This window comes from Nonomuraea sp. 3-1Str (assembly GCF_031570565.1).
GTDB lineage: Bacteria > Actinomycetota > Actinomycetes > Streptosporangiales > Streptosporangiaceae > Nonomuraea.
In genome coordinates this window covers 57,617-83,177 of record NZ_JALHBK010000020.1, presented here as the reverse complement: position 1 = coordinate 83,177, position 25,561 = coordinate 57,617, and the positions used below count along the sequence as shown (strand labels likewise).

General features: G+C 71.9%; 22 protein-coding genes. 10 read left to right on the top strand and 12 right to left on the bottom strand.

Annotated features, from left to right (window positions below):
* Positions 1–31 precede the first annotated feature (31 nt).
* A complete protein-coding gene (locus MTP10_RS28025; protein ID WP_310712700.1) occupies positions 32–811 on the bottom strand; it encodes a DeoR/GlpR family DNA-binding transcription regulator in 780 nt (259 codons plus the stop codon).
* An 8-nt stretch (positions 812–819) separates the two neighbouring features.
* Positions 820–2,118: an alpha-glucosidase/alpha-galactosidase gene (locus MTP10_RS28020; protein WP_310712699.1), complete on the bottom strand. Its 1,299-nt coding sequence runs from the start codon at positions 2,116–2,118 to the stop codon at positions 820–822.
* Between the two features lie 601 nt (positions 2,119–2,719).
* Between MTP10_RS28020 and chvE the strand changes: the two genes are divergently transcribed.
* The 3 genes from chvE to mmsB are packed head-to-tail and all read left to right on the top strand — an operon-like array spanning position 2,720 to position 6,677.
* Positions 2,720–3,847, top strand: coding sequence for a multiple monosaccharide ABC transporter substrate-binding protein (chvE, locus tag MTP10_RS28015; RefSeq protein WP_310712697.1), 1,128 nt, complete (start codon positions 2,720–2,722; stop codon positions 3,845–3,847).
* A 22-nt stretch (positions 3,848–3,869) separates the two neighbouring features.
* Positions 3,870–5,402: a multiple monosaccharide ABC transporter ATP-binding protein gene (gene mmsA, locus MTP10_RS28010; RefSeq protein WP_310712695.1), complete on the top strand. Its 1,533-nt coding sequence runs from the start codon at positions 3,870–3,872 to the stop codon at positions 5,400–5,402.
* Between the two features lie 6 nt (positions 5,403–5,408).
* The gene (gene mmsB / locus MTP10_RS28005; protein WP_310712694.1) at positions 5,409–6,677 is read left to right on the top strand and encodes a multiple monosaccharide ABC transporter permease; all 1,269 of its coding nucleotides are present in this window, start codon (positions 5,409–5,411) and stop codon (positions 6,675–6,677) included.
* 70 nt (positions 6,678–6,747) lie between these two features.
* Here mmsB and MTP10_RS28000 read toward each other — a convergent pair whose 3' ends face one another.
* The 5 genes from MTP10_RS28000 to MTP10_RS27980 form a co-directional block, all read right to left on the bottom strand.
* A complete protein-coding gene (locus MTP10_RS28000) occupies positions 6,748–7,581 on the bottom strand; it encodes a carbohydrate ABC transporter permease (protein WP_310712692.1) in 834 nt (277 codons plus the stop codon).
* Positions 7,578–8,534 carry a sugar ABC transporter permease gene (locus MTP10_RS27995; RefSeq protein WP_310712690.1) on the bottom strand — a complete coding sequence of 319 codons (957 nt, stop codon included), beginning with the start codon at positions 8,532–8,534 and terminating at the stop codon, positions 7,578–7,580. Before MTP10_RS27995 ends, MTP10_RS28000 begins: the two co-directional genes overlap by 4 nt.
* Positions 8,535–8,563: 29 nt before the next feature.
* Positions 8,564–9,895: an extracellular solute-binding protein gene (locus tag MTP10_RS27990; protein WP_310712688.1), complete on the bottom strand. Its 1,332-nt coding sequence runs from the start codon at positions 9,893–9,895 to the stop codon at positions 8,564–8,566.
* 68 nt (positions 9,896–9,963) lie between these two features.
* Positions 9,964–12,099, bottom strand: coding sequence for an alpha-galactosidase (locus MTP10_RS27985; protein WP_310712686.1), 2,136 nt, complete (start codon positions 12,097–12,099; stop codon positions 9,964–9,966).
* A 263-nt stretch (positions 12,100–12,362) separates the two neighbouring features.
* Positions 12,363–13,415, bottom strand: a complete 1,053-nt coding sequence (locus tag MTP10_RS27980) for a LacI family DNA-binding transcriptional regulator (protein ID WP_310712685.1) — start codon at positions 13,413–13,415, stop codon at positions 12,363–12,365.
* 163 nt (positions 13,416–13,578) lie between these two features.
* Between MTP10_RS27980 and MTP10_RS27975 the strand changes: the two genes are divergently transcribed.
* The 4 genes from MTP10_RS27975 (at position 13,579) to MTP10_RS27960 (ending at position 17,591) form a co-directional block, all read left to right on the top strand.
* Positions 13,579–14,520: a CAP domain-containing protein gene (locus tag MTP10_RS27975; RefSeq protein ID WP_310712684.1), complete on the top strand. Its 942-nt coding sequence runs from the start codon at positions 13,579–13,581 to the stop codon at positions 14,518–14,520.
* Positions 14,521–14,695: 175 nt separating this feature from the next.
* A complete protein-coding gene (locus tag MTP10_RS27970) occupies positions 14,696–15,439 on the top strand; it encodes a class I SAM-dependent methyltransferase (protein WP_310712682.1) in 744 nt (247 codons plus the stop codon).
* Positions 15,439–16,548, top strand: a complete 1,110-nt coding sequence (locus tag MTP10_RS27965; protein WP_310712681.1) for an iron-containing redox enzyme family protein — start codon at positions 15,439–15,441, stop codon at positions 16,546–16,548. The genes MTP10_RS27970 and MTP10_RS27965 overlap by 1 nt, the downstream gene beginning before the upstream one ends.
* Positions 16,545–17,591, top strand: a complete 1,047-nt coding sequence (locus MTP10_RS27960; protein WP_310712679.1) for a glycosyltransferase family 2 protein — start codon at positions 16,545–16,547, stop codon at positions 17,589–17,591. Before MTP10_RS27965 ends, MTP10_RS27960 begins: the two co-directional genes overlap by 4 nt.
* On the opposite strand, the gene MTP10_RS27955 is transcribed toward MTP10_RS27960, so the two are convergent.
* Complete coding sequence (locus MTP10_RS27955) at positions 17,581–18,024, bottom strand: DUF4383 domain-containing protein (RefSeq protein WP_310712677.1); 444 nt, start codon at positions 18,022–18,024, stop codon at positions 17,581–17,583. The genes MTP10_RS27960 and MTP10_RS27955 overlap by 11 nt on opposite strands.
* 224 nt (positions 18,025–18,248) lie before the next feature.
* Between MTP10_RS27955 and MTP10_RS27950 the strand changes: the two genes are divergently transcribed.
* Positions 18,249–19,451 (top strand): hypothetical protein, encoded by a 1,203-nt coding sequence (locus MTP10_RS27950; RefSeq protein ID WP_310712675.1) that lies wholly within the window; start codon positions 18,249–18,251, stop codon positions 19,449–19,451.
* Between the two features lie 66 nt (positions 19,452–19,517).
* Here MTP10_RS27950 and MTP10_RS27945 read toward each other — a convergent pair whose 3' ends face one another.
* On the bottom strand, positions 19,518–20,375 hold the full coding sequence (locus MTP10_RS27945; RefSeq protein ID WP_310712673.1) for an SAM-dependent methyltransferase: 858 nt from the start codon (positions 20,373–20,375) through the stop codon (positions 19,518–19,520).
* 199 nt (positions 20,376–20,574) lie between these two features.
* Positions 20,575–21,414, bottom strand: coding sequence for a universal stress protein (locus tag MTP10_RS27940; protein WP_310712671.1), 840 nt, complete (start codon positions 21,412–21,414; stop codon positions 20,575–20,577).
* 194 nt (positions 21,415–21,608) lie between these two features.
* On the opposite strand from MTP10_RS27940, the gene MTP10_RS27935 reads away from it, so the two are divergent.
* Positions 21,609–22,250 (top strand): response regulator transcription factor, encoded by a 642-nt coding sequence (locus tag MTP10_RS27935; RefSeq protein WP_310712669.1) that lies wholly within the window; start codon positions 21,609–21,611, stop codon positions 22,248–22,250.
* Between the two features lie 103 nt (positions 22,251–22,353).
* Entirely contained in the window at positions 22,354–22,839 is a 486-nt protein-coding gene (locus MTP10_RS27930; protein WP_310712667.1) for a pyridoxamine 5'-phosphate oxidase family protein, read from the top strand.
* Here the strand turns inward: MTP10_RS27930 and MTP10_RS27925 are convergent.
* Both MTP10_RS27925 and MTP10_RS27920 read right to left on the bottom strand, forming a co-directional pair.
* Positions 22,787–24,475 carry a GAF domain-containing sensor histidine kinase gene (locus MTP10_RS27925; RefSeq protein ID WP_310712666.1) on the bottom strand — a complete coding sequence of 563 codons (1,689 nt, stop codon included), beginning with the start codon at positions 24,473–24,475 and terminating at the stop codon, positions 22,787–22,789. The two genes, MTP10_RS27930 and MTP10_RS27925, sit on opposite strands and share 53 nt — an antisense overlap.
* A 60-nt stretch (positions 24,476–24,535) precedes the next feature.
* Positions 24,536–25,522, bottom strand: coding sequence for an Acg family FMN-binding oxidoreductase (locus tag MTP10_RS27920; RefSeq protein ID WP_310712665.1), 987 nt, complete (start codon positions 25,520–25,522; stop codon positions 24,536–24,538).
* Positions 25,523–25,561: the final 39 nt, after the last annotated feature.

Below are 25,561 nucleotides of genomic sequence, written 5' to 3'. Positions count from 1 at the left end.
CCGCCCGGACAACCGGGCGGGCGTTCGCGCGTCAGCCGACGAGGTCCACCTTGAGGCCGCGCTCGCGCAGGACCGCCACCACCGACGCGTCGGCGGACTCGCCGGTGATGAGCAGGTCCACCTCCGACAGCGGGCAGACCGGCGCCATCTCCACCTTGCCGAGCTTGGAGGAGTCGGCGACCACCACGCGGCGGCCGGCGGCGCGCAGCATCCGCTGCTTCATCTCGGCGTCGGGCAGGTTGACGTTCGTGACGCCGGCCTCCGGGTGGACGCCGCCGCAGCCGAGGAACACGGTGTCGGCCCGGATGCCCTCCAGGATGCGGGTGCCGAGCGGGTCGACCAGGGAGTGCTGCTGGCGGCGGAGGCTGCCGCCGGTGACGACGACGGCGAAGCGGGGCAGCGCGGGCTCCAGCTCCAGGGCCGTGCGCAGCCCGTTGGTGAAGACCGTGACCTCGGTGAGGTCGGCGCGGGCGACCAGCTCCCTGGCCACGTACGCGGTGGTCGTGCCGGCCCCCATGAGCACGCTCTCACCCGAGGCGACCAGCCGCGCCGCCGCCTTGCCGATCAGCGCCTTCTCCACGGCGGCGGTGCCGAGCGACAGCTCGAACGACGGCTCGACGCGCGGCGGCGACCCGGCCGCGACCGCTCCCCCGCGCACCCGGCGCACCCGGCCCTGCTCCTCCAGCGCGTCGAGGTCGGCCCGGACGGTCACGGTGGACACGCCGAACGCCTCCGCGAGCTCGGCCACCCGGGCGAACTCCTGCTCCATGAGCATGCCGAGCATGCGCTCACGGCGCACCTCGGTCGGCATGGACTCCATCATCGGCGGATCGCCTCCGGCAGCAACTCCCCGTGCGCGTCGATCAGCTCGTCGCACATCGCCTCGATGGCGGGCAGCGGCAGCGTCGCCGCGGTGTTCGGGTCGAGCATCGCCGCGTGGTGGACGTGCCGCCGGTCGCCGTCGAGCACGGCGCGCACGGTCAGCTCCACGACGTTGAGGAAGGTCCGGTGCAGCGCCACGAGCTGGATCGGCAGGTCGCCCACCGGCCGGGGGTGGATGCCCGTGGCGTCGACCGTGGCGGGCACCTCGACGCAGCAGTCCTCCGGCAGGTTGCCGATCAGGCCGCGGTTGCGGACGTTGACGTAGACCTCCTTCTCCCGGCCGGTCAGCGTGGCGAGGATCGCGGCGGCGGCCGGCTCCTGGTGCTGCCACCTGATCAGCTGCGGCCGGCCGGCCGACAGCGCGCGGCGCGTCTCCTCGTACGCGTGCATGTCCTGGCCGAGGCGGCGCAGGTACTCCTCCATCTGCACGCCGAGGCGCTCGGTCTCCTCGGCGTGCCGCATGAACCACGGGACGTACTCGGCGGCGTGCTCGCTGGACTGCGTCGGGAAGTGGCCGAAGCGGCGGTACATCTCGGTCCGGACGTGCCGCCCCAGGTCGGGGTCGGCGGCCAGCAGCGCGTCGAGCTCCGGGTAGAGCGAGCGGCCCCCGGCCTCGAACCGCAGCACGAACGACTGGTGGTTGAGGCCGGCGCTGAGGAACGTCACCTCGTCGAGGTCGCGGCCGACGAGGTCGGCCAGGTAGGCGTGGGTGTCGCAGACGGCGTGGCACACCCCGGCGAAGCGCTCGAACGTGGTGGCCTCCTCCACCGCCCAGCCGATCATGGCCATGGGATCGCTGCAGCTCAGCAGCCAGGCGTCCGGGCACAGCTCGGCCATCTCGCGGCCCAGCTCGACGAAGAAGGGGATGGCGCGCAGGCCGCGGAAGATGCCGCCGACGCCGATGGTGTCACCGATCGTCTGGCGCAGGCCGTACCTGCGGGGGATCTCGAAGTCGCGCAGCGAGGCCGTGAACCCGCCCCGGTCGACGTAGCTGATCACGAAGTCGGCGCTGTCGAGGGCGCGCCGCCGGTCGGGGCAGGCGGTGACCACGGCCGCCGAGCCGGCCTCGGCGTCGAGCGCGCGCACCAGCGCCTCGGCCGTGGCCAGGTGGGCGGGGTCGTCGTCATGCAGCACGACCTCCAGGCGCCCCCGCAGCGAGGAGGCGAGGAACAGGTCGGAGAGCACCCTGCGCACGAGTTCGACGTTGCCGGCGCCGACGAAGACGATGCGCGCCATCCTCACCTCCCGCCGCTCGTGCGCGAAGTCCTGCGAAGACCCGCGAAGACCGAAGATCCGCGAAGACCTGAGACTCGCGAACACTACGGCACACCGGGCGGACGCGCACACCACACCTTACGGGCTGCCGCCGAGCCCGAGGCCGCTCGCGCAGGCCGCGTGTTCTCGCTCACATGGGATGATCGCCTGCCCAGGGCCCCGGAGCGCCGGTTTCGGCGGCGGAGCCGGGCCTCACACGTCCTCTACCAGGCACAAGAGCGACCCGGAATGTGAATGGTCTGTTTCCGAGACGTTATCGCACACCGTTGACAGGCAAATTGTTAGCGATAACACTCATGGCCTTAGGCACGTTGTCCTCAACGGCGATCAACGCAGGCGGGGTGTCACGAAATGCCACAAACCGGGCTTATCCTACCGCAGGTCGGTCCACGGCACGTGGGTTTCGGACCATTCCATCGGAGCGCCCACCTGGACGTTCCCGTGCCGGGGACACGACGACCCACCGCTCCCGCCGCGCCACTCGCGGGAGAGGTACCCCCCGCTGTGGCCGGAGGTCCGGCGGACCCTTCGCGTACGCGCAACCCCGCAAGGAGACACACACATGAGATTCGGACGGATCGCGACGGTCGTCTCAGCCCTCGCACTCACCGCCACCGTCGCGGCGTGCGGATCGAGTGAGAAGACCGTCGACAAGCAGGCGTCCTCCGGCACCACCAGCGGGGCCCTGATCGGCGTGACCATGCCGACCAGGTCCTCCGAGCGGTGGATCCACGACGGGGACAACGTCAAGTCCAGCCTGGAGAAGCTCGGCTACAAGGTCGACCTCCAGTACGCGGAGAACGACATCCCCACCCAGGTCAACCAGATCGAGAACCAGATCACCAAGGGCGCCAAGCTCCTGATCATCGCCTCGATCGACGGCACCGCCCTGACCACGCAGCTCCAGCAGGCCGCCGACAACAAGATCCCGGTCATCTCCTACGACCGCCTGATCCGCAACAGCCCGAACGTCGACTACTACACGACCTTCGACAACTTCAAGGTCGGCGTCCAGCAGGCCACCTCCCTGCTCGTCGGCCTCAAGGTGCTCAACGCCGACGGCTCCGAGGGCAGCGCCAAGGGCCCGTTCAACGTCGAGCTGTTCGCCGGCTCCCCCGACGACAACAACGCCACGTTCTTCTTCAACGGCGCCATGTCCGTGCTGAAGCCGTACATCGACAAGGGCACGATCAAGGTCAAGAGCGGTCAGACCGACTTCAAGACCGTCGCCATCCTGCGCTGGGACCCGGCCACCGCGCAGAAGCGCATGGAGGACATCCTCACCAAGACCTACTCCGGTGACAGCAAGGTCGACGGCGTGCTCTCCCCGTACGACGGCCTGTCCATCGGCATCCTGTCGGCGCTCAAGAGCAACGGCTACGGCACCGCCGGCCAGCCCTACCCGATCGTGACCGGCCAGGACGCCGAGCTGGCCTCCGTCAAGTCGATCATCGCGGGCGAGCAGTACTCCACCATCTTCAAGGACACCCGCGAGCTGGCCAAGATCACGGTCACCATGGCCGACACCGTCCTCAAGGGCGGCAAGCCCGCGGTCAACAACACCAAGGACTACGACAACGGCAACAAGGTCGTCCCGGCCCAGCTCCTCGACCCGATGATCGTCGACAAGAGCAACTACCAGAAGGCCCTGGTGGACACGAACTACTACACCGCCGCCCAGCTCGGCTGACCTCCACCGGTAAGGACCTTCGATGACCGATGACATCCTGCACATGCGGGGCATCACCAAGACGTTTCCCGGAGTGCGCGCGCTCCACGAGGTGAGCCTCTCCGTCCGCCGGGGCGAGATCCACGCCATCTGCGGCGAGAACGGCGCCGGCAAGTCGACGCTGATGAAGGTGCTGTCCGGGGTCTACCCGTTCGGCAGCTACGAGGGGCGGATCGAGTTCGACGGCGAGCTGTGCCGGTTCGGCGGCATCAAGGACAGCGAGGACGCCGGCATCGTCATTATCCACCAGGAGCTGGCGCTGTGCCCGCAGCTGTCCATCGCCGAGAACATCTTCCTCGGCAACGAGCGGGCCAGCCGCGGGCTCGTCGACTGGAACCGCACCAACCACCAGGCCGGCGAGCTGCTGCGGCGCGTCGGCCTGGAGGAGAACCCGGTCACGCAGGTGGCCGACATCGGCGTGGGCAAGCAGCAACTCGTGGAGATCGCCAAGGCGCTGTCGAAGAAGGTGAAGCTGCTCATCCTGGACGAGCCCACCGCGGCGCTCAACGACCAGGACTCGGCGCACCTCCTCGACCTGCTGCGCGGCCTGCGCGACGAGGGCATCACCTGCGTGATCATCTCGCACAAGCTGAACGAGATCATCGACATCGCCGACTCGATCACGATCATCCGTGACGGGCAGACGATCGAGACCCTGGAGATGGCGAGCGGCCAGGTGACCGAGGACCGGATCATCTCCGGCATGGTCGGCCGCGACCTGGACAACCGCTTCCCGCCGCACGAGTCGCACATCGGCGAGGAGGTCCTGCGGGTCGAGGACTGGACGGTGCACAGCCCGTCGCAGCCCGACCGGCAGGTCGTCTCCAAGGCCAGCCTCACGCTGCGCCGGGGCGAGATCGTCGGCCTGGCCGGGCTCATGGGCGCCGGCCGTACCGAGCTGGCGATGAGCCTGTTCGGCCGCACCTACGGCGTCGGCATCTCCGGCCGCGTCTTCAAGGAGGGCCGCGAGGTGCACATCCGCAACGTGCAGGACGCGGTGCGGCTCGGCATCGCGTACGCCACGGAGGACCGCAAGCGGTACGGCCTCAACCTCATCGAGGACATCAAGCGGAACATCTCCTCGGCGAGCCTCGGCACCCGGCTCAGCAAGCGCGGCTGGGTCAACGAGAACGAGGAGTACAAGGTCGCCGAGGAGTTCCGCCGCAGCATGAACATCAAGGCGCCCAGCGTGCAGAGCATCGTGGGCAAGCTGAGCGGCGGCAACCAGCAGAAGGTCGTGCTGTCGAAGTGGATCTACACGGATCCCGACGTGCTCATCCTCGACGAGCCCACCCGCGGCATCGACGTCGGCGCCAAGTACGAGATCTACACGATCATCAACCAGCTCGCCGACGAGGGGAAGGCGGTGCTCGTCATCTCCTCGGAGCTGCCGGAGCTGCTCGGCCTGTGCGACCGCATCTACACGCTGTCGCAGGGCCGGGTCACCGGTGAGCTGCCCCGCGAGGAGGCGACGCAGGAACGCCTGATGCATCACATGACCATGGGACAGGAGTAAGTCCGGATGAGCAGCAGTACGACCCCCGCCGACCTCCAGGCGGGTTCGGGACGGGACGACAAGGGCGAGCAGAGCCCGCCCGGGCGGCTGAAGCTCGGCGGCCTGTCCATCAACATCCGCCAGAGCGGCATCTACATCGCGTTCGCGCTGATCGTGGTGCTGTTCTCGGTGCTGACCGACGGCGCCCTGCTCCAGCCGCAGAACATCTCCAACATCGTCGTCCAGAACTCCTACATCCTGATCCTGGCCATCGGCATGATCCTGATCATCATCGCCGGGCACATCGACCTGTCGGTCGGCTCGGTGGTGGCGGTCACGGGCGCAGTGTCGGCCGTGCTGATGGTGAACTACGGGGTTCCCTGGCCGATCGCGCTGGTGCTCACCCTGGTGGTGGGCGGCCTGATCGGGGCCTGGCAGGGCTACTGGATCGCCTACTTCGGCATCCCGTCGTTCATCGTGACGCTCGCCGGCATGCTGCTGTTCCGGGCGCTCACGCTGACCGTGCTCGGCAACCAGGGCATCGGCCCGTTCCCCGACGCGGTGCGGACCCTGTCGAACGGCTTCACCGACAGCTACCTGGGCAACGTCGGGCTCGGCCCGCTCGGCGGCGCCGACCTGTTCAGCCTGCTGATCGGCGTGCTGGCCATCGTCGGCATGGCCAGCGCCCAGTGGCGCACGCGCACCGCCCGCGCCGGCTACGGCCAGAGCGTCGACCCGCTGCCGGTCTTCGCCCTGAAGATCGTCGCCGCGGCCGTCCTCATCATGGCCGTGGTGGTGCAGCTCGCGCGCTTCCGCAACCTGCCGTGGGTGCTGGTGCTGCTGGCCCTGCTGGTGCTCGGCTACTCGCTGCTGGCCAACCGGTCGGTGTTCGGCCGCCGGATCTACGCGGTGGGCGGCAACCTCCAGGCGGCGGTCCTGTCGGGCATCAAGGTCAAGTCCGTGGTGTTCTGGATCTTCGTCAACATGGGCGTGCTGGCGTCCGTGGCCGGCATCATCTTCGCCGGCCGGCTCAACCAGGCCGGTCCGACGGCCGGCAACTCGTTCGAGCTGGACGCGATCGCCGCGGCCTTCATCGGCGGCGCGGCCGTCCAGGGCGGCGTCGGCAAGGTCGTCGGCGCCATCACCGGCGGCCTGATCATGGGTGTGATCAACAACGGCATGTCGCTCATCGGCTCGCCGAGCGAGCGCGTCATGCTGGTCAAGGGCATCGTCCTGCTCGCGGCGGTCGCCTTCGACGTGTGGACGAAGCGACGGGCGGGCGCGGCCGCGCGCTGACCTGTCGCACCGGGTGAGGGGCGGGCCGGACGGCCCGCCCTTTCCCATGCCCGCCGTCACGTGCCCGCCGTCACTTGACCGCGCCGCCGGTGATGCCGGAGATGATGCGCCGCTGGGCCACCGCGAACACCACCAGCAGGGGCAGGCTCATGAGGATGATGTACGCGAAGATCAGGTGCCAGTTGTTGAGGTAGAGGCCGGCGTTGGCCACCTGGAACAGGTTCAGCGGCAGCGTGTCGAGCCGGCCTCCGACGACGAAGAAGGCGTAGAAGACGTCGTTCCAGACGTACAGGCAGATGAGGATGGTGGCGGTCGCGAGCACGGGCCGCAGCATCGGCAGGATGACGGAGAAGAACACGCGCGCCGGGCCGGCCCCGTCCATGCGGGCCGCCTCCTCGATCGACAGCGGCACCGTGCGCACGAACCCGGTGACGAAGAAGATCACCGTGGACAGGTAGATGCCGACGTAGACGCCGACCATGCCGACGGCGCTGCCGGCCAGGCCGAGCTGCCGCAGCAGCAGCACGATCGTCACCACGGCCGGGGGCAGCACGATGCCGCTGATCGCGAACGCGTACAGGACGGCGTTGAGGCGGGTGGCCCGCCGGGCCAGCACCCACGACGCCATGGAGCCGAACGTCAGCACCAGCGCGACCGACGGCGCGACGACCAGCACGCTGCCGAGGAACGCCTTCGGCACGTCGCCCTGCTGCCACACCTGCGCCAGGTTCTCCCAGAGCAGCCACCGGGACGGCAGCGACAGGTCCGGCGACAGGGCCTCGCCCTGGGACTTGGCCGCCGTCACGACGACCAGCCACAGCGGCAGGCCCATGACGAGCACGACGAGGGCGACGACGGCCGGCGGCCGCAGCCGCGCCGCGACGCCCCGGGCGGGGGATGTCACAGGATCTCCTCCCTCTTGCGCAGGACGCGGATGACCGGGAAGGCCAGCAGCGCGACCATGAGGAACAGCACCAGGCTCATCGTGGTGGCCTGCGCGAACAGGCCCTGGCCGAAGGTGCGGTAGATGAAGATGTTCAGGATCTCGGTGCTGCGGGCGGGGCCGCCGCCGGTCGTGGCCTGGACGATGTCGAAGCCGTTCATGGAGCCCAGCAGCGCGGTGGCCACGTTGAAGGTGACCGCCGGCGCCAGCAGCGGGAAGCGGATCGACCAGAACGCCTGCCGGCCGGTGGCGCCGTCGATGCGGGCCGCCTCCGTGACGTCCTCGGGGATCGTCTTCAGCCCGGCCAGGTAGATCAGCATGGACAGGCCCATCCACTTCCAGGCGTGGATGACCGCGACGACGACCAGGGTCCAGGTGGTGTCGCCCAGCCACGGGATCGTCACCGGCGTGCCGAGCAGGCCGCCGAGCAGGTCGTTCAGGCTGCCGTCGGGCTTGAGCAGCGCCTGGAAGACGTAGCCGACGGCCAGCGCCGACATGAGCACCGGGATGAGGAACACCAGGCGCGCGGCCCGGTTGAGCCAGGTGTCGCGCTCCAGGAGGACGGCCAGGCCGAAGCCGAACAGGTTCTGGAACACCGCGACCAGGACGGCGTAGACCAGCGTGACGCGCAGCGCGCCGTACATGGTGCCGTCCGACAGCAGGTCGGCGAAGTTGTCCCAGCCGACCGGGCGGATGTCGCTCTTGAAGCTGGACCAGTCGGTGAAGGCGTAGACGAAGTTGAACAGGGTGGGCAGGAAGAAGAAGACGAACAGGATCACGAAGGCGGGCGCCAGGAACCACATGGGATGGGTACGGCGTCCCGCTCCGGCGGGGGTGGCCCGCCGGCTCGGGCGCGCCTGGCGGGCGGGCACGGGCCGGGCGGCGGTGTCGGATGCGCGCGTCTCGGTCGGCACGGGTCGCTCCTCGCCTGGGGGATGGGGGGTCAGAAGCCGGAGGCGCCGGCCGCCTTGGCGAGCTGGGCGAACTGCTTCTGCGTGGCCGCCGCCACCTGCTCGGGCGTGAGGCTGCCGGTGATCATGTCGGCCAGGTTGAGGTACAGGTCGGGGTTGGCCACGGCGAGCGCCTGCATCGAGCCGACCGCGCCGCCCAGCGACTTGTGCACGTCGAGCAGCGCCTGCGGCACGCCGGCCGGGGTGGGCACGTCGGTCTTCAGCGACACGGTCTTGCGCGCGGTGACGAACTCCTGGTAGCCGGGGCCCATCCAGTACGCGAGCAGCTGGCGGGCGGCGGCCTCGCGCTTGGCGTCGCCGGTCCTGAACGCGACCAGGGCGTTGGACTGGTCGGGGATGAAGGTGCCGACGTTGCCGGACGGGGAGATCGGGAAGAAGCCGATCTTCTTGTCCAGCGTCGCCGTGTCGGCCTTGGCCTGGAGCTGGCCGAAGAACGAGTTGACCTGGACGGCCATGGCCGCCTTGCCGGACAGCAGCGCCGCGCCCTGGTCCTCGAAGGTGGCGGTCTTGATGTCGGGGTTGAACAGTCCCTCGCCGATCAACGCCTTGTACTTCTTGATCGCGTCCAGGATGGTCTTGTCCTCGAACGTCTCCTTGCCGGTGTTGACCCGGTCCCAGAGGCCGTCGCGGGCCGCGTCGGCGAGCTGGACCTGCACCCACCACTGGGTCGCCCACTTGTCGCCGGCCATCTCGAAGAAGGGGGTGACGCCCTTGCCCTTGAGCGTGCGAGCGACCTGGAGCATCTCGTCGAAGCTCTTCGGCGTCCCCTTGACGCCGGCCGCGGCGAAGACCTCCTTGTTGTAGTAGACGCCCTCGACGGCCGGGCTGGTGACGAGCGCGGCGTAGCGGGTCTTGTCCAGCAGTCCGGTGATGTCGCGCAGTTCGGGCGACAGCGACGGCAGCCAGGGGGCGTCATCGAGGGGCTGGAGGTTGGCGCGGGCGTTCAGGGCGGTCAGCATGGACGCGGTGGGCTGCCAGAAGGCCAGGTCGGGCTTGTCGCCGGTGGCCACCTTGGTCTGCACGCCCTGCTCGTACGGGTCGGGGATGGTGACGACGTCGACCTTGGCGCCGGTGGCCTTGGAGAAGGCGGCCGTCACCTGCTCGGGGACGGTGGTGCTGTTCTGCGCGGCCCAGATGGTGAGGGTGACCCCGTCGAGCCGGCCCGTCGGGGAGGGCCAGGCCGCGGCGGTCGCGCCCGCCGCCGCGGGCGCGGGCCCGGAGGCGGGATCGCTGCACGCGGTGAGGGCGAGCAGTGCGGTGGCCGCGACGGTGGCGGCGGTGGTGACGCGCGGTGCCAGTTTCACGGTGTGGTTCCTTTGTCCGTGTCCGCCACTATCGTGCCGGACAATCCCATTGGGGGGCAGATGGGGTCTTACTCAGAGGAGAGCTCGCGGAGCTCCAGGACGCGGGCGGTCGGGGCGGCGACGGCGCAGGTCAGGGTCAGCTCGCCGGTCGCGGGGTTCCAGGAGTGCTCCCAGCCCGTCGCCTGGCGGGGGTAGGCGATCCGCGCCTCGACCTGCCGGCCGGTGAGGTGCGGGAACGACAGGACGGCGCCCTCGTCCGCGCCCGGCCTCCGCCAGACGCCGACGTGCGTGACGTCGCCGGCGCGCAGGCCCAGCGCCAGCCACGGGTCCTCCCAGCCGGGCAGCCCGAGCGGCCAGCAGGGCGCCGACGCGATCAGGTCGGCCCGCAGCGCCTGGTGCAGCCGCACCCCCTCGCGCACGAGCGCCAGCCGCTCCGGGCCCATCGCGTCCAGGTGGCCCGACAGGTAGAGCCGGCCGAGGATGCCGGTGCACATCGTGAACGCGACCTCCTCGTCCGTCATGTCCGGCTGCGGGTACGCCCAGTTGGCCGCCTGCTCGGGTGTCATCGCCAGCGGCGCGGCCACGGCGATCGGCGGGTAGCGCAGGAAGTCCTCCTGGTCGCTGGTGGACTGGAGGTTCAGCCGCGACAGCATCGCGAAGTCCATCCGCATCGCGCCCGACGCGCAGTTCTCCAGCACCAGCCCCGGATGCCGGTCCAGGACGCCGTCGATCCAGGCCAGGTGGGCGCGGTTGTGGGCGAGCAGGCCCGCGCCGGCGCTGGTGGCGTCCACGTCGGTGCCCGCGCCCGGGTTGATGTTGTAGTCGAGCTTGAAGTAGCCGACGCCCAGCTCCCCCACCAGCCGGTCCACCACGCCGTCGAGGTGCTCGACGGCGGCGGGGTGGCGCAGGTCCAGGTGGTAGCGGCCGTGCTCGGCCAACCGCTCGCCGCCGCGCTGCAGGAACGCCTCCTTGGGCAGCTCGTCGGCCATCGGGCTGCGCACGCCGATCACCTCCGGCTCCAGCCACAGGCCGGGCGTCATGCCGTGGGCCCGGATGTGCCCGAGCACCTCCTCGACGCCGCCTGGGAACCGGGTCCGGGACGGCCGCCAGGCGCCGACGCTGTCCCACCAGCCGCCGTCCTCGTCGTACCAGCCGGCGTCCACGCAGAAGACCTCGGCGCCGGCGGAGGCGGCGGCCTCGACCAGCGGGAGCAGCCTGGCGGTGGTGGGGTCGCCCCTGAGGGTGTTCATGTAGTCGTTGAAGACGACGGGCAGCGTGTCGCGGTCGGGGTGCGGGCGGCGCAGCGCGCGGCGGTGCGCGGTCAGCGCGGCGACCGCCTCCTCCAGCGGGTCCCGCTCCTCCGGGCCGGCGCCGTTCCCCGCCGCGACGGCCACCGAGACGGGGACCGTGGTGAACGACTCGCCGGGGGCCAGGGTCTGGCTCCACTGGTGGTCGAGGTCGGTGGGTCCGCTCACGGCGACGTACACGCCGTCCTGCCGCGCGCCCGTCTCCCAGCGCCACGCGCCGTTGTGCTCGATCTGCCACACCCACGTCTGGCCGGTGCCCCGGTCCACCAGGCCGCCCATCGGCACGTGCCGGCCGCTCGACCAGGTGCCCGAGCTGGTCAGCGCGAACGCGCCCCGGCCGTGCTGACCGTGGCCCTCCAGTCCCAGGGCCGGGACCACCTCGCCGAGGGGGCGCCGGGTCCAGCGGCTCTCCCCCAGCCACTCGCTGTCGGCGTACAGGACGTCGAGGTCGCCGGCGTGGCGGCCCAGGAAGCCCGCCGCGAACGAGGTGACGGCCAGCAGCAGCACCGGGGCCGTCCCCTGGTTGGTCACCCGGACCTGGGCCTGGCAGGCGGACACGCCCTCGTACGAGCGGAGCGTCAGCTCGGCGGCCAGACCGGAGGCGTCGTCGCGCATCGCGAGCCGCAGCACGTGCCAGCCGCCCTCGCGGGACTGCTCGGCCCCCGCATACCTCAGGCGGCAGCCCACGGCGGTCTCCGACAACCGCTGCGACGCCCGCGCCCGGCCCGCGCCCGGGAGCAGCACCTCCACCAGCGGCTGCGCCGGAGCCCCCGCGGGCCCGGCCGCCCCGCCCGGCGCCAGCCGCCGCAACGCCACCGCCCGGTCGGGGTGGATCTCCACCACCGCCGTCAGGGCGTCATGGCCCCAGCGCAAGGTCTGGATCACGTCAGCGGGCATCACACATCTCCTCGGATACGGTCCATGTGACCGGTCACATCACTCCGTGGCGTAAGTGTGAGCGGTAACACGAACAAAGAGGAACCCTTCTTTGCCGGATTGTTACCACCGCGTTTCCGAGGCCCGCAGCGGCTCCGGACGCGGAGGGGCGGAGGCCGCGGAGGGGTGGAGGCCGCGGAGGGGTGGAGGCCGCGGAGGGGTGGAGGCCGCGGAGGGGTGGAGGGTGCCCGTGGTCGCGGGTCAGGGGCTGCCGGTGGCGCCGGTCAGCGGAGCCGGCGTGGCGGGGCCGTGGACTCGCGGATGATCAGGCGGGGCGGGGTCAGTGTGAGGGTCGGCTGGGGTTGGGCCAGGAGTTCGGCCACCGCGGCGCGGAAGCACGCCTTGCCCAGCCCCGCGAAGTCCATCCGCACCGTCGTCAGCGCCGGCGTCCAGAAGGCCGAGCCGGGGATGTCGTCGAAGCCGACGATGCTCACGTCCCCGGGCACGTCCCTGCCCGCGTCGTACAGGGCCCGGCGGACGCCCTGGGCGATGTCGTCGTTGCCGCACAGCACGGCCGTCACCTCCGGGTCCGCCGCCAGGCGCCGTCCGGCCTGGTAGGCGCCGGCGACGTCCCAGCCGCAGTCGATCACGTCCGGCACCGGCGCGCCCGCCTGCCGCAGCGCGTCGTGCCAGCCGGTGTGCCGCCCGCCGGAGCGGCCCTCCGAGGGGATCGCGACGTGGTGGACGGTACGGTGCCCGAGCCCGAGCAGGTGGCCGGTGGCCTCGGCGGCGGCGCCGCGATCGTCCAGGGCGATGGCGACCCGGCCCGTGTCGGGGGCGGCCGGCTCGGTGGCGGCGACCGCGGGGATGTGCCGGGGCAGCGCCTCCAGCACCGCCGCACCGGACGGGTCGAACGCGATGACCACCACGGCCCCCGCGCTGGGGTCGCTGACGTAGTCGACGGTCTGCTTGACGTCGCCGGGCGCCTCCGACTCGACCACCCGCACCCCCACGGCCATGCCCTCCACCCGGGCCGCCTCCTCGATGCCCTGCAGCGTCGAGGCGTAGCCGTACAGCATGGTGTCGGACATGACGACGGTCACGCCGTGGGCGCGGCCGAGGCCGAGGGCGCGCGCGGCGCGGTTGGGGCGGAACCCGAGCCGGTCGATGGCCGCGAGCACGGCGGCGCGGGTGTCGGCGCTCACCCGGGGCGAGTCGTTGAGGACCCGGGAGACGGTCTGGTGGGACACGCCCGCGGCGGCGGCGACGTCGCGGATGCTGGGGACGGCGCCGCCACGGGAGGCCGCGCGTGCCTCGCGCCGGGGGCTGCTGGTCACGATCACATCGTAGGCCGCCGGGCACCGCGCCGCCGACCATCCCCGCCAGTCACTTTCACCCCTTCCGTCCAGCCAATATCTGAAAGTTCATGACACGGGTGTCAGATGCCGACAGAATGCGGAGTCCATCCAGCCTTACCGCAAAACTGGAGGGAAACCCCATATGCGTAGACCCCTAGGGGTACTCGCCGGCCTCGTCAGCGTCGCGGCCCTGTCCGCGCCCGTGGCCACCGCTCACGCCGAGTCGGCGACCCTGGCCGCCTGCCGACTGACCGTGAACCAGCCCGCCCTCACCGCCGCCGGCCGGATCCAGGCGTCCGCCGCCCGGCTGGAGTGCACCCGTCCCGGGCTGGTCCGCGTCCGCATCCTGCGCGCCGTGCCGGGAGACGACCGGGTCGTCAAGAGCGCCGCCGCGCGGGGCCGGGTCAGCCGCGTCACCGTCGCGATGCCGTGCGTGCCCGGCACCTACTACGCCACGGCCACCGACTATCGCGGCCACGCCGGCAAGTCGAAGGCGGTCAAGCTCACCTGCTCCCCCGGCGCGACGCCGACGCCCACCGCCACCTCCTCGACCAAACCGACCCCGACGCCGACCTCGACCTCGGTGCCGACGACGAGCACCACGCCGTCCCCGAAGCCCACCAGGACGGCCACCCCGACCCCGACCGCCACCAGGACCCCGACCCCCACCTCCACCGCGACGTCCGGCACGGTCGGCACCGCGGACGAGAACGAGGTCGTCCGGCTGACCAACGCCGAGCGGGCCAAGGGCGGCTGCCAGCCGCTCAAGCACGACCCGCAGCTGCGCAAGGCCGCGTTCGGCCACTCGGCCGACATGGCGGAGCAGGACTACTTCAGCCACACCTCCAAGGACGGGCGCAGCTTCATGGACCGCATCCGCGGCGCCGGCTTCACCGGGGGCACGGGCTGGGCGGAGAACATCGCCATGGGCCAGCCGACCCCGGCCTCGGTGGTCCAGGCGTGGATGAACAGCTCCGGTCACAAGGCCAACATCATGAACTGCAAGTACACGCTCATCGGTGTCGGCGCTGCCAAGAACTCCAAGGGCCAGATCTACTGGACCCAGGACTTCGCCGCCCGCTGACCGCCGTGCCCTCCCCTGAGGGACGGTCCTTCCCCGCGCCCGGGCCTGGGCGCGTGAACGCCCCGCGACGGACTCCCGTCGCGGGGCGTTCCCCTGTCACCGTGGCTCCGCCTGGCGTTTGCCCTGGATCGCCGAGGGCAGCATCACCTGCGGAAACGTGAGGGACGGGGGTCTCATGGCGGCAGCTTTCGACGCCTCCGCCTACGGGCGGAGCATCGCCGACATCTACGACGCCACCGCCCGGGACCTGCCGACCGAGGCCGCCGTCGAGCGGCTGTACCGGCTGGCCGGTGGCGGGCCGGTGCTGGAGTTCGGGATCGGCACGGGCCGCATCGCGCTGCCCCTGGCGGCCCGCGGGCTGACAGTGGCCGGGATCGACGGGTCGCCGGAGATGGTCGCGGAGCTGAGACGCAAGCCCGGGGGCGACCACATCCCCGTGGCCGTCGGCGACTTCTCCGCCACCCAGGTCGAGGGCCGGTTCAGCCTGGTGGCCCTCACCACGAACACGATCTTCGCGCTGCCGTCCCAGGACGCGCAGGTGGAGTGCTTCCGCAACGCGGCGGGGCATCTGGAGCCGGGCGGCAGGTTCGTCGTGGAGGCGTGGGTGCCGGACCTGACCGGCTTCGCCGACGGGTCGGCGCTGCGGCTGCTGTCCCTGTCGGAGGAGGCCGTCACGGCCGAGGCGGCCCGCCTGTCGCCCGCCACGCAGATGATGCACACGACCCGCGTCCGCATGACGGCCGAGGGGCTGCGGCTGCTGCCGGCCAACCATCGCTACGCCTGGCCCGCCGAGCTGGACCTGATGGGCCGCCTGGCCGGCATGACGCTGGAGTCGCGCTGGGCGGACTGGGAGGGCACGCCGTTCGGCGACGGCAGCCGGGCGCACGTGTCGGTCTACCGGCTGACCGGGGAGTCGTGATGCGCCTGCCCCGCCCCCGCGGACCTCTGACCGCGGCCCTGTTCGCCCGCCTCGCCGCGCCGCCGGCGGACCAGGACCGTCTCGCCGCCCCGCCGGCGGACCAGGACCGCTTCCGGTGCGCGCTGCCGACGGACCATGATCGCTTTCCCGCCGTCCCGCACCGGCCGGCGGGCGCCGACCTGGCCGACGGCGACCTCCAGCTCGCCCTGTTCGCCTGCTACGAGCTGCACTACCAGGGCTTCGACGGCGTCGATCCGCGCTGGGAGTGGGAGCCGTCCCTGCTCGCCTTCCGGGCCGCCCTCGAACGGCGCTTCGAGCAGGCGCTTGCCGGGGCGGTGCCCCGCCCCGCGGCCGTGCCGCCCGGCGAGGTGCGGGCGGCGCTGGCCGAGCTGACCGCGCCCGGCTCGGGGCCGTCGCTGTCGGCGCACCTGCGGCGCCACGCCGGGCTGGCGCAGTTCAGGGAGTTCGTGGCGCACCGGTCCATCTACCACCTCAAGGAGGCCGACCCGCACACGTGGGTGATCCCGCGGCTGCGCGGCGGCCCCAAGGCGGCGCTGGTGGAGATCCAGGCCGACGAGTACGGCGGCGGCCGGAAGGAGCGCATGCACGCGGAGCTCTTCCGGGCCACCATGCGCGGTCTCGGCCTGGACGACTCCTACGGCGCCTTCCTCGGCAGGGTGCCGGGCGTCACGCTGGCGGTGTCCAACGCGATGTCGCTGTTCGGCCTGCACCGCAGGCTGCGGGGCGCGGCGGCCGGTCACCTGGCGGCGCTGGAGATGACGTCCTCGCTGCCCAACCGGCACTACGCCGACGGTCTGCGGCGGCTCGGCGGGGACGCCACGGCCGCCCGGTTCTACGACGAGCACGTGCAGGCGGACGCCGTTCACGAGCAGATCGCCGCGCACGACCTGTGCGCGGGACTGGCGGCGCAGGACCCGGCGCTGTCCGGGGACATCCTGTTCGGCGCGGCCTGCGCGCTGGAGCTGGAGCGGCTGTGGGCGGAGCACGTCATGGCGTGCTGGCGGGACGGGGCGTCGTCCCTGGACCCGCCCGTACCCCACGAACAGAGCACGGACAGCGCGGGGAGCGCGGTGGCGAGCACCGCATGACGCGCCCGACCGGCACGATCGGCCCGGCGTCGCGGCCGGCGCTCGACTACGTGCTCCCCCTGCGATGGGACGACGACTCCGGCCTGGACGAGCTGACCGGCTACCTGCGTGAGCTGTCGCGGCACGCGCGGGTGATCGTGGTGGACGGCAGCCGGGACGAGCTGTTCGAGCGGCACGCGGAGCGCTGGCGCGGGCTGGTGACGCACGTGCGCCCCGATCCCGGCCTGCGGTTCGCCAACGGCAAGGTGAACGGCGTGACGACGGGCCTGCGGCTGGCCCGCGCCCCGCACGTGGTGATCGCCGACGACGACGTCCGCTATGACGCCTCGGCGCTGGCCGGGATGGACGCCCTGCTCGCCGGGGCCGACCTGGTCAGGCCGCAGAATCACTTCGACCCGCTCCCCTGGCACGCCCGCTGGGACACCGCCCGGACGCTGCTGAACCGGGCCGTCGGCGCGGACTACCCGGGCACGTTCGGGCTGCGGCGGTCCTTCTTCTTCGAGATGGGCGGCTACGACGGCGACGTGCTGTTCGAGAACCTGGAGCTGATCCGCACCGTCCGCGCCCACGGCGGGGTGGAGTACCACGCCCCCGGCCTGTACGTGCGCCGCCTGCCGCCGGACGCCTCCCGGTTCTGGTCCCAGCGCGTCCGGCAGGCGTACGACGACCTGGCGCAGCCCGCACGGCTGGCGGTGTTCCTGTCGGTGCTGCCGGCGGTGGCCGCCGGGCTGGCCCGGCGGCGGTTCGGCACGCTGGCCGTGGCGGCCGGGCTGGTGGTGGGCCTGGCGGAGGTGGGCCGGCACAGGGCCGGTGGCCGCCGGGTGTTCCCGTGGAGCGCGTCCCTGTTCGCCCCGGTGTGGGTGCTGGAGCGGGCCACCTGTGCCTGGCTCGCGGTGGCGTCCGCGCTGGGCGGTGGAGTGCCGTACGCGGGACACCGGCTGAGGTGCGCGGCGCACAGCGTGCGATGGCTGCGGTCGCGGCCGGGCCGCCGGCCGGAGGACCTCTCCCCCGGCCGGGGCGACTACGCGGACGTCACCTGGTGAGCACGCGGCGGCGCGCCAGCAGGAAGCCGAGCGCGATCATGCCGACGCCGAGGATGAAGTGCAGCCAGTCGTCGGCCGTGTTCAGCGGGACGAAGTTGGCGGCGCTGTCCTTGGCGATGAGCAGCCCGTAGATCCACAGCAGCAGGTAGATGACGCCGCCGCCGATCAGGTAGCCCCGCGCGCCGTTCCAGGTGCGGGAGAGCAGGATGCCGGCGACGCCGAAGAGCAGGTGGACGATGTTGTGCAGGATCGACACCTGGAACACACCCAGCAGCATCGCGCCTGAGTGGTGGCTGGCGAATGTCATCTCGCTGTAGTTCGTGGTGATGCCCGGGATGAAGCCGAGCACGCCGACCAGCAGGAACACCGCACCCACGATGAGGGCGGCGCGCTGGACCGGTGTGCGGTCCGCTTTGGTACTCGGGGTGTTCATGAAGAGCCTCCCGGAATGGGCGTGGCACTGTCACCGTCCGGCTACCCTCCAGCGTCGCGCTCAGTCACCACGGCCCGGACAACCGGGATGGGCACGTCATGTGAGTGCCCCGAGCCGCCGGTCGAGGAGCGCGCGTGACCGACTGCCGACGCGGCCGTGGGGTTGCCTCCGGGGGTCCCGGGTAGGCCGGAGCTCATGCGTCGACAGCGAGGGAGCTCGACCACATGACCTTCAACCCGCTGCGGGAGCGCGGCATCCCGCTGGACAAGCAGGTCCGCAACTGGCGTGAGCTGAACGTCACGCCGATCGACCCCGACCACTCCGATCCCTACACCCGGTGCCGCATCATCACGATGAACGGCATCGAGGTCGAGGCGATCATGTTCAGCCACCAGCTCGCCCGGCACTGCCCGGACCTGGAGCTCAAGCAGCAGCTCGCCCGGGTCCGCTACATCGAGGCCCAGCAGCAGAAGGCGGTGAACTGGCTGCTGCCCGGTCTCGCCTCGGTGCTGGAGACCACGATCGCGTACGAGCAGGTGGCGGTGGACCTGACCGCCTGGGTGGCCCGGATGGAGCCGGACCCGTACCTGCAGCAGGCCTACCAGTTCGGCGTGCTGGAGGACTTCGACCACCTCTACCGGTACGCGAACCTGTACGAGATGATCGAGCACCGCAGGGCGGAGAAGATCGTCGACCAGCTCACCGAGGTCATGCCCGGCCGCCCCACGTACCTGCACCACCGGGACCCGGTCGACAACGTGCGCGAGCCGTACGACAGAAGCTCCACGGCGCCGCTCTCGAAGCTGCACGCGCTGACCATCATGTCGGCCGAGCAGCAGACCATGAACTTCTACATGAACGTCGGCCCCACCTACATGGAGCCGATCGCCCGCCGGCTCTACCAGGAGATCGGGCTGATCGAGGAGGAGCACGTCACCCACTACGAGTCGCTGGTCGACCCGGGCGAGAGCTGGTGGGAGATGCTGCTCAACCACGAGTACAACGAGTGCTACCTGTACCACTCGTTCATGGAGACCGAGTCGGACCCGAAGGTGAAGGCCATCTGGGAGCTCCACCTCAACATGGAGCTGGAGCACCTGCGCCTGGCCGCGGAGCTGTTCAAGCGGCACGACGGCCGGGATCCCGAGGAGGTCGTGGCGCCGGCCCTGCCCGCGCCGGTCACGTTCGAGCCGAACAAGTCGTACCTGCGTGAGCTGATCGCCACGCAGATCGACTACACCACGCTCGGCACCGGGTACGTCCAGGACGCCCACGAGCGGTTCGAGAAGATGCAGGAGGCCGTGATGGGTGGCGAGAAGCCGCCGTCGGAGGAGGTCATCCAGGAGAACACCGACAAGTCGGGCCGCGAGTACCGGCTGGAGACCGAGGGCCCGCACCCGGTGGGCAGCCTGCGCGCCGACCGCTGAGCCACCCGGCCCGCCCGTTCCTGTCTGAGGCCTATCCCGGCTGGAACGGGCGCCGGAAGGGCGTCGTCAGTGGCGGGTGGGCTCCGCGGAGCCCGGCGAGGAGGTCACGCGGCCCACGGCGGCGTCGATGCGGACGGCCGGGACGCCCTCCAGCAGCGGGATCGGCGGTTCGTACTCGTCGTCGTCCGGGATCCGCCACTCGTGGACCGGCGCCAGGCCCGGACCGATGAGCTCGAACCCCTCGGCCAGCCGCAGCACCTCCTCCCGCGTGCGGAACACCGACTGCGCCGGGGTGCCGGCCGTCGCGGTGCTGAGCTGGGCGACGGCCTCCGGGGCGCTGTCGGCCATGGCGTGGGTGAGGATCAGGTGGCTGCCCGGCGCCATCCACGTGCGGAAGTCGGCGATGATCCCGGCGGGGTCCTCGCTGTCGAGGATGAAGTGCAGGATGCCGACCATGAGCACGCCGACCGGCTGCGAGAAGTCGATCAGGCGGGTGACGCGCGGGTCGCCGAGGATGGCGCCGGGCTCGCGCAGGTCGGCCTGGACGGCCTCCACGCCGGGCGAGCTGGCCAGCAGCACCTCGCTGTGGAGCCGTACGACCGGGTCGTAGTCGACGTAGACGACCCGGCAGTCGGGCACGATCTCGCGGGCGACCTCGTGGACGCTGGGCGAGGTGGGGATGCCGGTGCCGAGGTCGAGGAACTGCCGCACGCCCCGCCGGGCCAGATGGCGTACGGCGCGGACGAGGAAGAGCCGGTTGGCCCGGGCGACCTGGCGCGTCTCGGGGGCGACGGCCAGCAGCTTGTCGGCGAAGGCGCGGTCCACCGCGAGGTGGTCCTTGCCGCCGAGCAGGTAGTCGTAGACGCGGGCGACACTCGGGACGCGGGGGTCGACACCGGGCGGCACACGCTCCAGCTTGCTCACGGGGGCGCCTCCTTCGATCCGAATGCCGTACGGGTCGCGTCCGGACGCCATCCTACTGCGGCCCGCCGACAGGAAGATCGTTTCTCTGGATCCCCGCCGTAATCGGCGCAAAGAGCACACAACGCGACGGATTCTCCCCATACACGCCAGAACCCGACGAAATCAGCAGCCAGTCCCTCTGCGCGAAGCGGGCGGGCGGTCAGGCGCGGATGCGGACGACGGCGAGGGGGCAGGGCGCGTGGTGCAGCATGCCCTGGCTCACCGAGCCGAGCACCATGCCCGTGAACGTGCCGTACCCGTGGGAGCCCACGACCAGCAGATCGGCCCCGGCGGCGGCCTGCCGGAGCACGGCGACCGGATGCCCGTGGACGACCTCCTCGACCACCGCCACCTCCGGGAAGCGCTCCCGGCGGGCGGCGAGGGCCTCCTTCAGCGCGGCCGACTCGTCCCGCTCGCTCTCCTCGTCGGCCGGGTCGAAGCCGCCGGCCCGCGGCCAGACCCAGGCGTGGACGGCCCGCAGCCTCGCCCCGTGCAGCCGCGCCTCGGCGAAGGCGACGTCGAGCACCCGGGCGGTCGCGAATGACCCGTCCACGCCCACCACCACCTCGCCGCGAGGCGTCGCCGGCAGGTCGCGGACCACGACCACGTCGCAGGGGGCGCGCCCGGCGACGCCGTACGCCACGGACCCCAGGAGCATGCCGCGCACGCCGCCGAGGCCGTGGCCGCCGATGACCAGCAGCTCGGCGCCGGCCGCCGCCTCCACCAGGGCGGCGCGGGGGTCGCCGGGCAGCAGCTCGGTCTCGACGGCGACCTTCGGCTGCTCGCGCCGGGCGCGCTCCCCGGCCGCGGCCAGCACGGTCCGGCCGCCCTCGTGCATCCACCGGGCCACCTCGGCGTACCGGCCGGGGCGGGGCTCGCACGCCCACGACGGCAGGACGTGGACGACCTTCAGCGGCACCTCCCGCAGGGCCGCCTCGGCGGCCGCCCAGCCGGTGGCCTCCAGCCCCGCCCGTGATCCGTCCACACCAGCGATGATCATGGTTCCCCCCTCAGGGCCCTCCCCCGGCCCGCGCTCGGGGTCCTTCCCGCCCGCGCCGGCCGCCACGCGAAGGGAACGCGCGCAGAGGCGGACGCGACACGCGGAGGGGGCGAAAGTGTCAGTAAAGACAGGTGGCCACGATCAGGGACCTTCTGCCCTACCGGAAGCCGGAGCCGCCGGTTAGCGTCGGAGCCATGATTCGTGTGTTCCTCGTCGATGATCATGAGGTGGTCCGGCGGGGCGTGGCCGCCCTGCTGGAGTCCGAAGACGACATCGAGGTGATCGGCGAGGCCGGCACAGCCGAGTCGGCGATCGCCCGCATCCCCGCCCTCAAGCCGGACGTGGCCGTGCTGGACGTGCGCCTGCCCGACGGCAGCGGGGTTGACGTGTGCCGGGAGGTGCGCTCCCGGCTGCCGGGGCTGGCGTGCCTGATGCTCACCTCGTACGCCGACGACGACGCGCTGTTCGACGCGGTCATGGCCGGCGCGTCCGGCTACGTGCTCAAGCAGATCCACGGCTCCGACCTGGTCGGCGCGGTGCGCACGGTGGCCTCCGGGCAGTCGCTGCTCGACCCCCAGACGACCGCGACGATGCTCCGGCGGCTGCGCGACCAGGCCACCCGCCAGGACCCGCTGGCCACGCTCTCGGACCAGGAGCGCCACATCCTCGACCTCATCGGCGAGGGCCTGACCAACCGGCAGATCGGCGAGCGGCTCTTCCTCGCCGAGAAGACCGTCAAGAACTACGTGTCCAACCTGCTGGCCAAGCTCAACATGCAGCGCCGCACCCAGGCCGCCGCGCTCGCCGCCCGCCTGCGGGCCGGCAGGCGCGACTGACCCCCGCAGGCCGGCCCAGACCGGCGTCGGTCGGCGCCGATCGGCGCCGAGGAAGGGACCTTCGACCCTAAAAGAGGCGGCTCCCGCGACTGACTCTGGAGTCATGCAGACCTTCGACACGTCCGGACTGCGGGTGCTCACACGCGAGGAGTGCCTGTGCCTGCTGTCCCGCGCACTGATCGGGCGGATCGTGTTCACCGACCGCGCCCTTCCCGCGGTGCAGCCGGTCACGTTCCGCCTCGACGGGGAGAGGGTGGTGATCCGCACCAGCCCGGGCTCGAAGCTGGCCGCCGCCACGCGGCACACCGTGGTGGCCTTCGAGGCCGACGACTTCGACGTGGACCGGCGTACGGGATGGTCGGTGACCGCCGTGGGGCACGCCCGGGCCGTGCAGGACCCGGACGAGATCGAGCGGCTCTCGGAGCTGCGGCTGACCTCCTGGGCGCCGGGTGAGCGCAACCACTACATCGTGGTGGAGGTGGAGCAGGTGACGGGCCGTCAGATCACCCGTGACGAGGAGGTCGCCGGCCCGCAGGTCATACGGGGACGCTCCAACGGAGCCGGGCGCCGCCGCCCTCCGGAGAACTGACCTCGAAGACGCCGCCCAGGCCGGCGGCGCGTTCCTCCATGTTGCGCAGGCCGCTGCGCCGCCCGCCGTCCGCGATCCCCACCCCGTTGTCGGTGACCCTGAGCGTCAGCCGGTCGTCCGCCACCTCCACCGCCACGTCCGCCCGGGACGCCTTGGCGTGGCGCACCACGTTGGACAGCGCCTCGCGCAGCACGGCCAGCAGATGGTCGGCGACCTCGTCGGGCACGCGATGGTCGAGCTGACCCTCCATCCGCAGGCCCGGCATGAAGCCGAGATGGCCGCGCGCCGACTCCACCAGATCGACCACGCGGGCGCGCAGGCTCGGGGCGGCCACGTCGGGAACGTTCTGCAGCGCGAAGATGGTCGAGCGGATCTGCCGGATCGTCTCGTCCAGCTCGTCGATGGCGTGCTGGAGCCGCCCCGACGCCTCGGGGCGGTCCACCAGGCGCACGGTGCTCATCAGCGTCATGGCGATGGCGAACAGCCGCTGGATGACCACGTCGTGCAGGTCCTTGGCGATGCGGTCGCGATCCTCCAGCAGCGCCAGGCGCTCGGCGTCGCGGCGCGTCTCGGCCAGCTCCAGCGCGATCGCGGCCTGCCCGCCGAACGCCTCCAGCATGCGCAGCTCGGAGGCGCTGAACGGCAGCCGCCCGGACCGCTTGGCCAGGGCGAGCACGCCGCGCACGGCCTGCCCCGCGCCCAACGGCATGAGCAGCTCGGGGCCAAAGCCCAGCGCGCGCAGCGGCGACTCGTCGTCGAGCAGGTCGCCCGCGGTGACCGCGCGGCCGCTGGTGAACACCTCTCCGGCGGCGGTGGCGGTCAGCTCGAAGCTCAGCTCCGCCGCGCCGTCCGGCAGGTCGCCCTCGACGAACTCGGGCCGCAGCGTGCGGGCGTCGTCGTTGGGCAGCAGGATCTGCACCAGGTCGGCGTCGGTCATCTGCCGGGCCCGCGCGGCCATCATGGCGAGCACCCTGCGCGGGTCCGCCCCCGACAGGAGGCTCGTGGTGACCTCGGACGACGCCTCCAGCCACGTCTCGCGCCGCCGCGACTCCTCGTACAGGCGGGCGTTCTCGATGGCGACGCCGGCGGCGGTGGCCAGCGCGATGACGATGGCCTCGTCCTCCTCGTCGAAGTCGCCGCCGCCGCGCTTCTCGGTCAGGTAGAGGTTGCCGAACACCTCGTCGCGGACCCGCACGGGCACGCCGAGGAACGTGCCCATCGGCGGATGGCCCGGCGGGAACCCGTAGGACTCGGGGTGGTCGGAGATGCGGCCGAGCCGCAGCGGCCTGGCGTCCTTGATGAGCAGGCCCAGCAGGCCGAGGCCGTGGGGCCAGTGCTCGATCCGGGCGATCTCCTCCTCGGTCAGCCCCACGGGGATGAACTGGAGCAGCGTGCTCTCCTCGCCGACGACCCCGAGCGCGCCGTAGCTGGCGTCGACCAGGTTGGTGGCGGTCTCGACGATGCGCCGCAGCACGGTCTCCAGGTCGAGGTCGCTGCCGACGGACACGACGGCCTCGAGCAGGGCGTGGACGCGGTCGCGGGTGCTCAGCACCGCGTCGAGCCGCACCTGGAGCTCGGCGAGGAGCTCGTCCAGGCGCATGTTCGGCATCAGCGGCCGGTGCTCCTCGCGCGTCATACGATCAGTTTCGCACCCCGGCGCGCGAACGCCCACTACCGGGGCGGGCCGGTCCGGCCCTCACTGCAGCATCTCGGGCAGCGACCGGCGGACGCTCTCCTTGTCGTCGAACGTGATGCCGAGCCGCATGATCATCTGCGGGTACTCGTCGGAGCACAGCTCGTGCCTCAGGAACTCGCGCAGGTGGTACGCCTCCAGCGCCTGCGTGTGGAAGGCCGCGCTGACGCCGTGCGCGCAGGCGTGCAGCAGCACCCGCTGCAGGGCCTGCCCGGCCGCGATCCACTGCTCGCGGGTGTCGCCCGTCGTGGTGAGCAGCGCCACCTGGCCGACGGAGCTGGAGCGGCTGAGATCGGCCTGGCTGCCCCACTCGTGCCGCCAGGCGTAGTCGCGCTGCGGGAAGTCGGGGTCCGTGGGCGGCGCCGTGCGCGGGTAGCCCTCGGCGGGCACGCCGTCCCTGCGGGAGCTGCCCGGCGGGCGGGCCCAGCGGATGACCTCCAGGGTGAGGACGCGGTCCTGCGCGTGCGCGCCCTGCGCCGCCTGGGTGAGGGCGGCGAGGATGGCCACCGCGACCGGAGCGCGGACCGGAGTGAGCTTGGCCCCCTCGTCCCGCGCCTCCCGGACCAGGCCCTCCACCAGCCGCTCGGGCACCGGCAGGTCGGTGAACCCGGCCCGGTGGGTGCGCCGCCGCTCGATCTGCCGCCCCATCGCGCGCACGCGCTCGTCGGGCTCGGCCGGCTCGCCCAGGGTGATCGTGGCGATCAGCGAGGGGCGGTCGGGGTCCGGCAGGACGCGTACGACGGGCTCGACGCCCTCGCAGCGCAGCGCCGTACGGATGGTGAACAGGGCGGCGCCGCAGCTGATGAGCAGCTCGCGGCCGGAAGGATCGCCCAGGCGCAGCTTGCGGTCCACGTCGGCGCGCAGGCTGATCTCGTTCCCGGAGACGGCGAAGCTCCAGGGCTGGGTGTTGTGCACGGACGGCGCCCAGCGGGCCGCTTCGAGGGCTCCCTGGATGGCGCGCTCCCTGTGTTCTGCCGTACTGATGATCATGGCGATACCTCCCGCTGGTGATGAGACCAGCGCATCACG

Coding starts and splice junctions, on each gene's coding strand:
- MTP10_RS28025 (WP_310712700.1), bottom strand. CDS start 811: ATGCCGACCGAGGTGCGCCGTGAGCGCATGCTCGGCATGCTCATGGAG.
- MTP10_RS28020 (WP_310712699.1), bottom strand. CDS start 2,118: ATGGCGCGCATCGTCTTCGTCGGCGCCGGCAACGTCGAACTCGTGCGC.
- chvE (WP_310712697.1), top strand. CDS start 2,720: ATGAGATTCGGACGGATCGCGACGGTCGTCTCAGCCCTCGCACTCACC.
- mmsA (WP_310712695.1), top strand. CDS start 3,870: ATGACCGATGACATCCTGCACATGCGGGGCATCACCAAGACGTTTCCC.
- mmsB (WP_310712694.1), top strand. CDS start 5,409: ATGAGCAGCAGTACGACCCCCGCCGACCTCCAGGCGGGTTCGGGACGG.
- MTP10_RS27985 (WP_310712686.1), bottom strand. CDS start 12,099: ATGCCCGCTGACGTGATCCAGACCTTGCGCTGGGGCCATGACGCCCTG.
- MTP10_RS27975 (WP_310712684.1), top strand. CDS start 13,579: ATGCGTAGACCCCTAGGGGTACTCGCCGGCCTCGTCAGCGTCGCGGCC.
- MTP10_RS27970 (WP_310712682.1), top strand. CDS start 14,696: ATGGCGGCAGCTTTCGACGCCTCCGCCTACGGGCGGAGCATCGCCGAC.
- MTP10_RS27965 (WP_310712681.1), top strand. CDS start 15,439: ATGCGCCTGCCCCGCCCCCGCGGACCTCTGACCGCGGCCCTGTTCGCC.
- MTP10_RS27960 (WP_310712679.1), top strand. CDS start 16,545: ATGACGCGCCCGACCGGCACGATCGGCCCGGCGTCGCGGCCGGCGCTC.
- MTP10_RS27955 (WP_310712677.1), bottom strand. CDS start 18,024: ATGAACACCCCGAGTACCAAAGCGGACCGCACACCGGTCCAGCGCGCC.
- MTP10_RS27950 (WP_310712675.1), top strand. CDS start 18,249: ATGACCTTCAACCCGCTGCGGGAGCGCGGCATCCCGCTGGACAAGCAG.
- MTP10_RS27940 (WP_310712671.1), bottom strand. CDS start 21,414: ATGATCATCGCTGGTGTGGACGGATCACGGGCGGGGCTGGAGGCCACC.
- MTP10_RS27935 (WP_310712669.1), top strand. CDS start 21,609: ATGATTCGTGTGTTCCTCGTCGATGATCATGAGGTGGTCCGGCGGGGC.
- MTP10_RS27930 (WP_310712667.1), top strand. CDS start 22,354: ATGCAGACCTTCGACACGTCCGGACTGCGGGTGCTCACACGCGAGGAG.
- MTP10_RS27925 (WP_310712666.1), bottom strand. CDS start 24,475: ATGACGCGCGAGGAGCACCGGCCGCTGATGCCGAACATGCGCCTGGAC.
- MTP10_RS27920 (WP_310712665.1), bottom strand. CDS start 25,522: ATGATCATCAGTACGGCAGAACACAGGGAGCGCGCCATCCAGGGAGCC.